General features: G+C 71.5%; 11 protein-coding genes and 1 pseudogene. All 12 read left to right on the top strand.

The window, feature by feature from the left end; all coding sequences use genetic code 11:
• Positions 1-303, top strand: a 303-nt coding sequence (locus VFB40_RS07235; RefSeq protein ID WP_324848515.1) for a DNA translocase FtsK, incomplete at its 5' end; no start/stop codon positions are given.
• Positions 304-483: 180 nt separating this feature from the next.
• Positions 484-1,548 carry a helix-turn-helix domain-containing protein gene (locus tag VFB40_RS07230; RefSeq protein WP_324848514.1) on the top strand — a complete coding sequence of 355 codons (1,065 nt, stop codon included), beginning with the start codon at positions 484-486 and terminating at the stop codon, positions 1,546-1,548.
• Positions 1,549-1,609: 61 nt separating this feature from the next.
• The gene (gene rimO / locus VFB40_RS07225; protein WP_324848513.1) at positions 1,610-3,091 is read left to right on the top strand and encodes a 30S ribosomal protein S12 methylthiotransferase RimO; all 1,482 of its coding nucleotides are present in this window, start codon (positions 1,610-1,612) and stop codon (positions 3,089-3,091) included.
• Positions 3,088-3,816, top strand: coding sequence for a CDP-diacylglycerol--glycerol-3-phosphate 3-phosphatidyltransferase (gene pgsA / locus VFB40_RS07220; protein WP_324848512.1), 729 nt, complete (start codon positions 3,088-3,090; stop codon positions 3,814-3,816). Before rimO ends, pgsA begins: the two co-directional genes overlap by 4 nt.
• A 59-nt stretch (positions 3,817-3,875) precedes the next feature.
• Entirely contained in the window at positions 3,876-4,358 is a 483-nt protein-coding gene (locus VFB40_RS07215) for a CinA family protein (protein ID WP_414642050.1), read from the top strand.
• A gap of 226 nt (positions 4,359-4,584) precedes the next feature.
• Positions 4,585-4,887: pseudogene (locus tag VFB40_RS07210) on the top strand (helix-turn-helix domain-containing protein); the annotation flags it as partial.
• Positions 4,888-5,405: 518 nt separating this feature from the next.
• Positions 5,406-6,875, top strand: coding sequence for a GTPase HflX (gene hflX / locus VFB40_RS07205; RefSeq protein ID WP_324848510.1), 1,470 nt, complete (start codon positions 5,406-5,408; stop codon positions 6,873-6,875).
• 180 nt (positions 6,876-7,055) lie between these two features.
• Entirely contained in the window at positions 7,056-8,429 is a 1,374-nt protein-coding gene (locus VFB40_RS07200; protein ID WP_324848509.1) for a diaminobutyrate--2-oxoglutarate transaminase family protein, read from the top strand.
• Positions 8,426-9,961: a pyridoxal phosphate-dependent decarboxylase family protein gene (locus VFB40_RS07195; RefSeq protein ID WP_324848508.1), complete on the top strand. Its 1,536-nt coding sequence runs from the start codon at positions 8,426-8,428 to the stop codon at positions 9,959-9,961. Before VFB40_RS07200 ends, VFB40_RS07195 begins: the two co-directional genes overlap by 4 nt.
• A gap of 73 nt (positions 9,962-10,034) precedes the next feature.
• Positions 10,035-11,819, top strand: a complete 1,785-nt coding sequence (locus tag VFB40_RS07190) for an IucA/IucC family protein (RefSeq protein ID WP_324848507.1) — start codon at positions 10,035-10,037, stop codon at positions 11,817-11,819.
• Positions 11,816-12,367 (top strand): GNAT family N-acetyltransferase, encoded by a 552-nt coding sequence (locus tag VFB40_RS07185; RefSeq protein WP_324848506.1) that lies wholly within the window; start codon positions 11,816-11,818, stop codon positions 12,365-12,367. The genes VFB40_RS07190 and VFB40_RS07185 overlap by 4 nt, the downstream gene beginning before the upstream one ends.
• The coding region (locus tag VFB40_RS07180; RefSeq protein ID WP_324848505.1) for a SidA/IucD/PvdA family monooxygenase at positions 12,364-12,878 on the top strand (515 nt) is incomplete at its 3' end. The genes VFB40_RS07185 and VFB40_RS07180, both read left to right, overlap by 4 nt.

The raw sequence follows: 12,878 nt of genomic DNA, 5'->3' as shown, positions 1-12,878 counted from the left end.
AAGCCGGAGTACCGGCCGGACGTCACCGAGACGGCCGAGAAGAAGCGCGAGATCGACGAGGAGATCGGCGACGACCTCGAGCTGCTGATCCAGGCCGCGGAGCTGGTCGTCTCCACCCAGTTCGGCTCGACCTCGATGCTCCAGCGCAAGCTGCGGGTCGGCTTCGCCAAGGCGGGCCGGCTGATGGACCTGCTCGAATCGCGCGGCGTGGTCGGTCCGTCCGAGGGCGCCAAGGCGCGCGACGTCCTGATGAGGCCGGACGACCTTCAGCAACTGCTTGACTCGCTCCAGCCGCAGGAATAGCCCCCGATGCAGGCGATCCAGTGACGGATCGCCGACTCGCGCGTTAGGCCGGGCGAAGGAAAGCCAATCGGGCGAAAGCGGGCGGCCGGAGGGGAGGGCCGCCCCCGGGCCGGGCATAGCTGTTCTCAGACGCACGGGGCGACGCTGTCCGGTCAGCGCGGAACGAGAGGCGGGATCCAGGTGGCGCAGGAGCAGGGCGAGCAGCGGGATCCGCATCGGCTGATCGGCGAGAGGCTTCAGGGCGCGCGTCTGTCCGCCGGGCTGACCGCGCGTCAGATCAGCGAGCGCACCCGCATCACGCCCGAGGTGCTGCACCGGATCGAGGCCGGCGAGTTCGCGCAGTGCGGCGGAGACGTGTACGCACGTGGACATATCCGCGCCTACGCCCAAGCGGTCGGCCTCGACCCCGCGCCGCTGCTCGCCGAATACGGCGCGATCAGACTGCCTCCGCTGACGAAGCGGGATCTGCGCAAGCCGCGCGTTGTCGCGCAGCCCGCGAAGGAAGCCGTCGGTACCGCACCGCGCGGTGCACAGAAGGCGGCAGCGCAACGGGCACGCTCGGTACTGCCGACGATCGTGCCTGGTGCGGTGCCGTCGCTCGTGCCGATGGCGGGCGCGACCCCGCCGCCCGAGGTGCCGCCGCTCAAGCACCGGCGCCGCGACGACTTCACCGACGCCGACGCCGGCTCGGCCGCCGCGCTCATCGCCGGAGCCGAAGGACCGCCGCCGGTCAACGAGCGGCCCGCCGCCTTCCTCGCCGGCGCGAAGACTCCGGCGAAGGCCGGGGCGAACTGGTCGCTCGCCTTGATCGGCGCGCTCGCCGCGGTCGGCCTGGTCGCCGCCGTACAGCTGTGGCCGAGCAGTTCTGGAGGAGCCGCGCACGCCGCCGCGGACTCGGCCGCCGCTGCAACGAGCCACGCACAGCCGAAGGCAGCCTCCGCGAAGCACGCGGCGCCCGCGGCTGCGGCGCCACCGGCCGCGCCCAAGCCGAAGACGGTCGACCTGCGGGTCGTCGCTGGCAAGGCGCCCAGCTGGCTCGGCGTCACCAACGCGGCCGGCCAGCAGCTGTTCTGGAACATCCTGCAGCCCGGCCAGACGCAGGAGTTCACCGACGCCAGCAAGCTCGACGTGATCGTCGGCGACGCCGCGGCCGTGGACCTGGTCGTCAACGGCCACGACCTCGGTTCCCAGGGCAGCTCCGGTCAGGTCTTCCGCGCTTCGTACAACCCGGCGTCGGGCAGCTGAGCCGCCAAGCCGGGCCGCTCCGGAGAAAAGGCACCGAAGCTCTCCGGATACCCTTGTGGGCATGTCCCGCACTGTGCCCACGGATCCCGGGGGCCGCACCGTCGCCCTGATCACCCTCGGCTGCGCGCGCAACGACGTCGACTCCGAGGAACTGGCGGGCCGGCTCGCCGCCGAGGGCTGGAGTCTGGTCGAGGACCCGGCGGCCGCCGAGGTCGCGGTCGTCAACACCTGCGGCTTCGTCGACGCCGCCAAGAAGGACTCGATCGACACGCTGCTGTCCGCCGCCGACCTCAAGGGCAACGGCGTCACCAAGGCCGTCGTCGCGGTCGGCTGCCTCGCCGAGCGCTACGGCGTGCAGCTGGCCGACGAGCTGCCCGAGGCGGACGCGGTCCTCGGCTTCGACCACTATCTGGAGATCGGCGACCGGCTGCGCACGATCCTCAGCGGTGGACATGTCGCCTCGCACACGCCCTCCGACCGCCGCAAGCTGCTGCCGCTGACGCCGGTCGAACGCGCGGGCTCGGCGCTGTCCGTGCCCGGACACGGTACGCACGGCCACTCGAGCATCGCCGACCTGCCTGAAGGCGTCGCACCGGCATCCGGTCCGCGCGCTTTGCGCCGCCGCCTCGGCGACGGACCCTCCGCCGCGCTGAAGCTGGCCTCCGGCTGCGACCGCCGATGCTCCTTCTGCGCTATCCCGTCCTTCCGCGGCGCGTTCCTCTCCCGCCGCCCCGCCGACATCCTGGCCGAGGCCCGCTGGCTGGCCGAGCAGGGCGTGCGCGAGGTCGTCCTGGTCAGCGAGAACTCCACCTCCTACGGCAAGGACCTCGGCGACATCCGGCTGCTGGAGACCCTGCTGCCCGAGCTCGCCGCGATCGACGGCCTTGACTGGATCCGCGTCTCCTACCTCCAGCCGGCCGAGATGCGCCCGACGCTGATCGACGCGATGGCGGCCACGCCCAAGGTGACGCCCTACTTCGACCTGTCCTTCCAGCACAGCGCCCCGGACGTGCTGCGGCGGATGCGGCGGTTCGGCGACACCGAGCGCTTCCTCGGCCTGCTCGCCTCGATCCGCGAGAAGCTGCCGCTGGCCGGTGCGCGCTCGAACTTCATCGTCGGCTTCCCGGGGGAGAGCGAGGCCGACTACAAGGAGCTCGAAGGCTTCCTCACCGAGGCGCGGCTCGACGCGATCGGCGTCTTCGGCTACTCCGACGAGGACGGCACCGAGGCCGCCGGCTTCGACGGCAAGCTGGACCAGGACGAGATCGACGAGCGGGCCGCGCGGCTGTCCGAGCTGGCCGAGGAGCTGACCGCGCAGCGCGCCGCCGAGCGGATCGGCGAGCGGATCGACGTGCTGGTCGAGCGGGTCGAGACCGACGCCGGCAGCGCCGAGGTGGAGGGCCGCGCGGCGCAGCAGGGCCCGGAGACCGACGGCTCGGTACGCCTGGTCGGCCCGACTGCGGCTGGGCTGCGGGTCGGCGCCCTGGTCAGCGCGCTCGTCGTGGACAGCGACGGGGTCGATCTCGTCGCGGAGCCGAGGTGACGGCCCCGGCGCAGCGCCCGTCCGTCGCGGACGGACCGCCGGTCCCCGAGGCCGGGCCCGGCGCCGTGCCGCTGTGGAACATCGCCAACATCCTGACCCTCGTCCGGCTGGCGCTGGTGCCCGTCTTCGCCGTGCTGCTCCTGCACGCGGACGGCAGGGAGAGCTGGTGGCGCCTGGCCGCGGCGGTGATGTTCATGATCGCCTCGTTCACCGACCGGCTCGACGGCCAGCTGGCCCGTGAGCGCGGCCTGATCACGGACTTCGGCAAGATCGCCGACCCGATCGCGGACAAGGCGCTGATGGGCACGGCCCTGGGCTCGCTCAGCGCGCTCGGCATGCTGTGGTGGTGGGTCACCGTGGTGATCCTGGTGCGCGAGTTCGGCATCACGCTGCTGCGCTTCTGGGTGATCAAGTACGGGGTCATCGCGGCCAGCCGCGGCGGCAAGCTCAAGACGCTGCTGCAGGCGCTGGCCATCTGGATCTACGTCCTGCCGCTCGGCGCGGTGCCCGGCCTCGGCTGGCTGACCTGGGTGAGCACCGTGATCATGGCGGCGGCGCTGGTGGTGACCGTGGTGACCGGCGGGGACTACGTGCTGCAGGCGATCCGGCTGCGGCGGTCGGCTCGCAGCAGGCCGCTGCAGCCGGCCGGAGCGGCGGTGCCGGGCGGCACTGCGAGCGGACCGAACGCGGACGGTGCCGCGGCCGCGGAGCGTGCGGCCAAGTGACCGACGGCTCGTACCAGCCCGCCCCCGGCCCGGCGCAGCTGGCGGATCTGGCCGAGCAGGTGCTCGCCCGTGCCCGCTACCTGCGCCTGACCATCGCCGTCGCGGAATCGCTGACCGGCGGGCAACTCGCCGCCGCGCTCACCGCGGTGCCCGGTGCATCAGCCGTCTTCCGCGGTTCGGTCACCGCGTACGCCACCGACCTAAAGGCAGCAGTGCTCGGAGTCGACGGGGTGCTACTCGACCAGGTTGGTGCGGTACACGGTGAGGTCGCCAGCCAGATGGCCGAGGGCGTGCGCCGCGTGTGCCGGGCCGACCTCGGCTTGGCCACCACCGGGGTCGCCGGGCCGGAGCCGCAGGACGGCCAGCCGGTCGGCACCGTCTTCGTCGCGGTCTCCGGTCAAGAAGGAGTCGAGTTCGAGCAATGCCGTTTCGGGGCCGGCGCTGGAGCCCCGGCGCGGGATCGAGCCCGTATCCAGCAGCTCTCTGTTGCGGCCACGTTACAACTGACGTTGCGTTATCTCGGAATGCGGACCGGAAGTTAACGGGTCAACAAAAGATTCCCCGCTTTCGCATGAACCGGCCGCTGGCGTGGCACGTCTCTGAGTGAGTACCCCTCCGCTGGAGTCCGGGAATAGCCGCAGGACGCTCAACGGTTGCGTACGGTTGTAGTGCCGGTTCAGGTTTCACCACCCGCGGTGAAGGCGGCGGCGCGAGCCGCCGAAAGCGGGTACGGTGGCGAGAAGACCTAGTGAGGGAGGGAGCGACGACATGATCCTCATCCGTCGCCTGCTCGGCGATGTGCTGCGGCGCAAGCGGCAGGACGAGGGGCGCACGCTGCGCCAGCTCGCCGCCGAAGCGCGGATCTCGCCGGGATACCTCTCCGAGATCGAGCGGGGCCAGAAGGAACCGTCCTCAGAGCTGCTCGCCGCCATCTGCGACGCACTCGACATCAAGCTGTCCGACCTGCTGCGCGAGGTCTCCGTGGACCTCGCGGCCGCGGAGCTCGCCGCCCGGATCGAGGCCGAGCGCGTGGGCGTCTCCGGCACCGCGCCGGTGCCGCAGGCCCGCGTCGGTGCGACGCCGGTCAAGAGCGGCGTCGCGCTGGCCAAGCCGGTGGCGCGCACCGTGGCTCGTCCCGGCGCCCGCCCGGCGCCGCGTCCGGTCACCCGCCGGGTCCCGCCGCCGGTCGCCACCGGCAGCGCCCCGGTACCCGGAGCGGTGCTCGCGCAGGCCGTCCTGGACCCGTCGCGGCTGGGCGAGGTGCCCACCGTCCCGACCAAGACCGCCGCGCCGCGCGCCGCCATGGGTCCGATGACCCCGCTCGGCCCGGTCGCCAACGTCGGCGTGAGCGGCGGCCTCGGGCGTCCGGTGGACGGCGACATCGTGTTCGCCTTCCCCCTGATGAACCTCGGGGACCTGGCGCTGCGATAGCCGCATCATCCGTTACGACGGCGGCCGACGGGTATGTGTAACCCGTCGGCCGCCGTAGTTCGTGAAACTCATCATAATTCGGTCGCTCGGCCCGATTCGGGCGTGCGACCATCGAGAGGCAGGGCCGCCCGAGCGGCAGACGCCTCTGAAGGGAAGATATGACCAACTCGCGCCACCTCGTAAATCAGAGCAGCACCGACGAGGAGGAGCGTTACGGCGTCGATCCCGGCTACGGTGTTGAAGATCTTGCCGACGGCTACGACGGCGACCAGCTCGACCTGGCCGAACGCCAGTCGCTGCGCCGGGTCGCCGGGCTGTCCACGGAACTCGAGGACGTCACCGAGGTCGAGTACCGGCAGCTGCGCCTCGAGCGCGTGGTGCTGGTCGGGGTGTGGAACTCCGGGACCTCGGCCGACGCCGAGGCCTCGCTCAGGGAACTGGCCGCGCTCGCCGAGACGGCCGGCTCCCAGGTGCTCGAAGGCGTCATCCAGCGCCGCGACCGGCCCGACCCGGCGACCTACATCGGTTCCGGCAAGGCCCGCGAGCTGCGGGAGATCGTCGCCTCGACCGGGGCGGACACCGTCATCTGCGACGGCGAGCTGACCCCGGCCCAGCTGATCCACCTGGAAGACGTGGTCAAGGTCAAGGTCGTGGACCGCACGGCGCTGATCCTGGACATCTTCGCCCAGCACGCCCGCTCCCGGGAGGGCAAGGCGCAGGTCGCCCTGGCCCAGATGCAGTACATGCTGCCCCGGCTGCGCGGCTGGGGCCAGTCGCTCTCCCGGCAGATGGGCGGCGGCGGCACCTCGGGCGGCGGCGGGATCGCCACCCGCGGTCCCGGTGAGACCAAGATCGAGCTGGACCGGCGGCGGATCCGGGAGAAGATGGCCCGCATGCGCCGGGAGCTGGCCGACATGGGCAAGTCCCGCTCGACCCAGCGCCAGGAGCGCAGGCGCGGCGCGGTACCTGCCGTGGCCCTGGCCGGCTACACCAACGCCGGCAAGTCCTCGCTGCTCAACCGGATCACCGGAGCCGGGGTGCTGGTGGAGAACGCCCTGTTCGCCACCCTCGACCCGACCGTGCGCCGGACGCAGACCTCCGGCGGCCGCGCCTTCACCATCGCGGACACCGTCGGATTCGTCCGGCACCTGCCGCACCTGCTGATCGACGCCTTCCGCTCCACGCTGGAGGAGGTCGCCGACGCCGACCTGATCCTGCACGTGGTCGACGCCTCCGACCCGGACCCTGAGGGCCAGATCGCGGCGGTGCGTGAGGTGCTCGCGGAGATCGGCGCCGCCAAGGTGCCCGAGATCGTGGTGCTCAACAAGGCCGACGCGGCCGACCACGAGACGGTCGCCCGGCTGCTGCGCCGCGAGCCGCACTCGGTGCTGGTCTCGGCCCGCACCGGCGAGGGCATCGACAAGCTGCTCGCCGCGGTCGAGGCGGACCTGCCGCGGCCCGCGATCGAGGTCGACGCGCTGGTGCCGTACGGCCGGGGCGACCTGATCGCGCGGGTGCACGCGACCGGCGAGCTGCTGAGCGAGACGCACCTGGAGTCGGGCACCCGCATCGTCGCCCGCGTGGACGCCACCCTGGCTGCCGCGCTCGACGAGTTCGCGGCGGCATAACACCCGACGCTCCAACTCAGGACGGGCCCGCGAGTCACTGGACTCGCGGGCCCGTCTGCTCATCGGACTACTCACTCTTCGCAGCGACACTCGGTTGACCGTGCGATCACGGTAGGTAAGGCTTACCTCACTAATCTTCGGTGCGGCCGCCAAGGCCGGTGCCAAGCGGGGAGTGGTGAGATGGCCGTCAGCAGCGCCGCGATCCTCGATCGGCAGCGCGACCGCGAATCCGCGGCACGCAGCTATGCACGGCACCTGCCAATCGTGCCGGTCCGCGCTGAAGGCATGACTATTTACGGAGCCGACGGCCGCGCTTACCTGGACTGCCTTTCCGGCGCTGGAGTCCTCGCCCTCGGCCACAACCATCCGGTCGCCGTTGCCGCGATCCGCCGCGTGCTCGACTCGGGCGCGCCGCTGCACGTGCTCGACCTCGCCACACCGATCAAGGACGAATTCACCGAGACGCTGCTCGGCATCCTGCCGCCCGACCTGGCCAAAGACGCGCGCATCCACTTCTGCGGACCGTCCGGAGCCGACGCGGTCGAGGCCGCCATCAAGCTCGCCCGGACGAGTAAAGCGAACACCGGCCTGATCGCCTTCACCGGGGCGTACCACGGCATGACCGCGGGCGCGTTGGCCGCCACGGGCAACACGGCGGTCCGCACGCCTGCGCGCGTGAACGACGCGGGCGTCACTCGACTCCCTTATCCGCAGAGCTATCGCTGTCCGTATGGCGTCGGCGGCGCGGAGGGCACGCGGATCGCAGTCGAGCAGTTGCGACGGTTGCTGCGTGACCCCGGCAGTGGCCTGACTCCGCCCGCAGCGATCATCGTCGAACCCGTCCAAGGCGAGGGCGGAGTCATTCCGGCACCTGACGAGTGGCTGCGCGCGCTGCGAGCCGAAAGCGCGGCATATGGCATCCCGCTGGTCGCCGACGAGGTGCAGACCGGCCTCGGTCGCACGGGCGAGCTGTGGGGAGTGGACCACGCTGGCGTCACACCGGACGTCATAGTCCTCTCCAAGGCCATCGGCGGCGGGCTGCCGCTGGCCGTGATCGCTTACCGCTCCTCGCTCGACGTTTGGGCCGAAGGAGCGCATACGGGCACCTTCCGTGGCCAACAGCTTGCCATGGCTGCCGGAACGGCGACGATCAGGTACGTGATGGAAAACGACCTGACGACTCACGCCCGCAAGCTGGGCGAACAGATCCGCACCGGCTTCGCGGAGGCGGCCCGCGAGCTGCCCGCGATCGGCGAGGTGCGCGGGCGCGGCCTGATGCTTGGCGTCGAGCTGGTCGAGCCGGACGGCGCGCCCGACGCGCTCGGCGCCCGGCCCGGCGCGCCCGAACTCGCCCACGCGGTCCGCGCCGCCGCCCTGAGCCGCGGCGTGCTCGTCGAACTTGGCGGCCGCCAGGGCAGCGTGCTGCGACTGCTGCCGCCGCTCACGATCACGGACCTGGAGGCCGAGCAGGTCGTCAGTACTCTGATCGACTCGATTGCCGAGGCGTCGGGGCTGTCCGGCGCGGAGCGGGCGCTGGCCGGAGCGCGTTCATGACGGAGACCGAGATCCCGACTGACAGCCCCGCCGAACGCCCGGCCGAACGCTCGGCCGAGAGCCCGACCGTCCGGACCGACGCGATCGAGCCGCAGGCTGCGCCCCGTGCCGATCGCCCGCTGCCGCCCGGCGGCCCGGCCGCAGTCGCCGAGCGGGTCCGCGCCGCGCTCGGACCCGTGCTGCCCGAGCACGGCCGTGGCCAGGCCGCCTTCGACGAACTCGCCGCCCTCGTCGTCGCGGAGACCGTCCACGCGAGCCACCCGCACACCGCCGCGCACCTGCACTGCTCGACGCTGCCGGTCGCCGTGGCCGCCGACACGCTGGTCGCCGCGCTCAATCCGTCCATGGACTCCTGGGATCAGTCCGCCGCGCCGACCGTCATCGAGGACGAACTCGTGCGCACCCTCGCCGGGCTCTGCTTCGGCACGCGGGCCTCGCACCCGGGCGGCACGGTGACCACCGGCGGCAGCGAGTCCAATCTCATGGCTCTGCTGTTCGCCCGGGACGAGTCGATCCGCCGCGGCTACGACGTCGATCCCGCCGAGGACGGCATCCCCGGATACGCGGCCGGGCGGCTGCGCATCCTCTGCTCGGCCGTCTCGCATTTCTCCATCGCCCGGTCCGCCGCGCTGCTCGGCCTGGGGGAGCGGGCCGTCGTGCCGGTCCCGGTCGGTAAGGACCACCGCATGGATACGCAGGCCCTGGAGCGCATCGCGGCGCGGCTCGTCGATCAAGGCGATCGCATCGTCGCCGTGGTGGGAACGGCTGGAACCACCGACGCCGGCGCGATCGACCCGCTGGAGGCCTGCGGACGCGTCGCGCACAAATACGGGGCCTGGTTCCACGTCGATGGAGCCTACGGTGGCGCGCTGCTCTTCTCCGACGTGCTGCGCGACGCCTTGCACGGAATCGCCGAGGCCGATTCGGTGACGCTCGACCTGCACAAGTTCGGCTGGCAGCCGATCCCGGCCGGGGTGCTGCTGTGCCGGGACCGCGCCGCCTTCAGCACGCTCACCCGGCGCGTCGCCTACCTGTCAGCCCTCGATGACGAGCGCGCCGGATACCCGAACCTGCTGGACCGCTCGCTGCGCACCACCCGCCGTGCCGACGCCGTCAAGATCGTCGCGACCTGCCAGGCGCTCGGCCGCTCAGGCCTGGCCGCCTTGATCGAACGCTGCTTCGCGCTGACCGCCCACGTCGCGGCCGCGTTGCGTGCGCACCCTGATTTCGAGCTCGACCGGGAGCCCGCGCTCACGACCGTCCTGTTCCGGTACCGGGCCCGGCACGGCGATCCGGACCGGGTGAACGCGGCGCTGCGTCGCAGGTTGCTGACAGAAGGTGCGGCCGTCATCGGACGTACCGAGCTGCCGACGGCGGGAAACGAAACGGGGTCTGGCGGTCCGGCCGCCCCCGGCTCGCTGCGGCTCAAGCTGACCCTGGTCAATCCGGAGACATCGAGCTCTGATCTGGACCGGCTGATCGACCTGATCGCCGCCGCCGGGGCCGCCGAGGACCGCCCCAGCCAGCCATAGCCCACTCAGTCTTCGCCCGCCCGCCTGCCCCATCAAGAACCAGACCAGTGAACGGTTGCCGGAGGACCTGCGCGTGATCCCGACAAGCCAATTGTCGCCCCCTGACGCCCCGACAGTCCCCGGCGCGGTGCCGACGCCGGACCGGCCCGCCGACGCGACGACGTTTCAGCGGGCCGGGAATCGGCTCGCCACGGAGGCGCTGCTGCGCTGCTGGATCCGCGAACGCCGGGTCCAGCCGCCGGCCGAGGGCGAGCCGCTGGTCATCGATCTCGGCGGCAGCGTCCTGCGAATCCCGGTGGAGTACTGGTCGCCCGCCGGAATGCATCGGCTCGGCACGGCGGCAGGCCCGCTCGGACCGCTGAGCCCCGGCGGGCTGGCCCGCTTGCTCGGCGAGTCGGCCGGCGCGAGCGGACAAGGGCTCGAACAGCTCGTGCAGCGCGCCGTGGAATCCGCGGAACGCGTCGGGGCGCATCTGGAGGCCCGAGCGGCCAGTCCGGCGCCCACAGAGCCCGTTACGCCGTTTCTGGTCGCCGAGCAGGGATTGCTGGCCGGGCACCCGCTGCACCCGACGCCGAAGAGCCGAGACGCACTGAGCGCGACCGAAGCCGCGCGCTACTCGCCCGAACTGCGCGGCTCGTTCCCGTTGCACTGGTTCGCGGTCGCCCCGGATCTCGCCGCGCACGACAGCGAACTCGGCCCGACCACACCGGATCTCGCTACCTTCCTCAGCGGCCTGACTCCAGATGACCGCGTACTCGTTCCGGCGCATCCCTGGCAGGCGAACGCGCTGCTGCGGCGGGACAACGTGCGTGAGCTGATCGCCTCGGGGCGTCTTGAGCACCTCGGCGAGGCCGGGCCGGCCTGGTACCCGACCTCATCGCTGCGCACCGTGTACCGGCCCGACCAGCCGGTCATGCTCAAGCTTTCGCTCGCGCTGCGCATCACCAACTCCCGGCGCGAGAACCTGCGCAAGGAACTGCTGCGCGGGGTCGAGGCGCACCGGCTGCTCTCCGGCCGCCTTGGCATGCAGCTGCTCACCGCGCATCCGGGATTCCGGGCCCTCACCGACGCCGGATACCTCGCGGTGGACGGCGTGCCAGGGCTCGACGTCTCCTTCCGGCACTCGCCGTTCCGGCCGCGCGACCACGTGTTCTGCCTTGCCGCCCTGACAGATCTAGGCCGCGGCGCGGTCGCGGCCGACGGTCACCCGCACGAGCTGGCCGCGCACCTGCACAGCCTCTCCGCGGCGGAGCAGCGGCCGGTACGCGCGGTGGCGCTGGAATGGTTCGCCCGCTACCTGACCGCGCTGATCACGCCCCTGCTCTGGCTCGACGCAGAGCACGGAGTCACGCTGGAGGCACACCAGCAGAACACCTTGATCCAGCTGGACGCCGCAGGCTATCCCGGGGCCGGCTGGTACCGCGACAATCAGGGCTTTTACTACCGGCGCTCGCGCATCGCCCATCTCGAAGCGTTCAGCGGCATCTCCGCTCTCGGCCAGGCGAGCGAGACCATCGTCGACGATGACGTGGTCACGGAACGACTCCTGTACTACGTCGGCATCAATAATCTGATGGGTGTCGTCGGGGCGCTCGGTTGCGCGGGTATCGCGCCGGAGCGTGACCTCCTCGGATTAGCCGCCGACCTGCTCGCTCCGCTGCGCGGCCACCAGCCCGTGGACCTGCTGCTGGGCGCGAAATCGTTGCGCTGCAAGGCGAATCTGCTGACCCGCGCAGCGGACCTCGATGAGCTGATCGGCGACCTGGCCACGCAGTCGGTCTACGTCGAGATCGCCAACCCCATCGCGGGTCTCGCCCGCGACAACGGCACCGGCGCGATGCAAGGAGACGCCGCATGACCGGGACACTCGCCGCTCCCACCTGGTGGGACCTCACCACGCCGGCTGGCCGGTTCACGCTGTGCCCGGTGAAGGTCGACCGCGACCTTCCGCTCATCCACCGCTGGATGAACGACCCGGCGGTCGCACGCTACTGGGATCTGGCCGGACCGATCGAACGAACCAGCGCGCACCTGGCCGAACAACGGGCTCTTACTCACAGCGAGCCGTACCTCGCGCGACTCTCCGGGCGCCCGATCGGCTACTGGGAGCTGTACCGCGCGGCAGAAGACCGGCTCGCCGCCTACTGTCCAGTGCAAACCGACGACCTGGGCATCCACCTGCTCATCGGCGAACCAGACCTGCGCGGAGTCGGCCTCGGTGCGACGCTCCTGGCAGCCCTCTGCGATGCGATTCAGCGCGAGTCGGGTTGCCGTATCGTCGCAGAGCCCGATGAACGCAACGTCGCCTCCGTGCGCGCCTTCATCTCCGCTGGCTTCCGCTTCAGCGCGACGATCGATCTGCCCGAGAAGCGGGCCACCCTCGTCATCCGGGACTCTCCCGCATGACCTTCGAAGCCTGCTATGACCTGCTTGGCATCGGTCTCGGCCCGTTCAACCTCGCCTTGGCCGCGCTCGCCGAACCGATTCCCGGCCTGCGCACGCTGTTCCTGGACGAGAATCCGCGCTTCTCCTGGCACCCGGGCATGATGGTCGACGGCGCGACCCTCCAGGTACCGTTCCTCGCCGATCTCGTCACCCTGGTCGATCCCGCAAACCGGCACAGCTATCTGGCCTACCTGCGCGACGCCGGCCGCCTGTTCGAGTTCTACTTCGCCGAGCGCTTCCACATCCCGCGCGCCGAATACGAGTCCTACTGCCGCGCGGTCGCCGACGCGCTCGCGACGTGCCGCTTCGGATTCAGAGTGACCGCCGTCGAGTCGGCCACGCTGCCCGACGGACGCGACGGCTTCGCGGTCGCCCTCACCGGCAACGACGGCCGTGCCCACAACGTGCTCGCCGCGAATGTCGTGCTCGGCATCGGCACCGAACCGGTCGCACCGGATTCCCTCTGTGCGCT

The sequence above is a fragment of the Actinocrinis sp. genome (assembly GCF_035650855.1).
Classification (GTDB): domain Bacteria; phylum Actinomycetota; class Actinomycetes; order Streptomycetales; family Catenulisporaceae; genus Actinocrinis.
The sequence above is the reverse complement of the archived record's forward strand: the minus strand, read 5'-3'. Positions and strand labels throughout refer to the sequence as shown.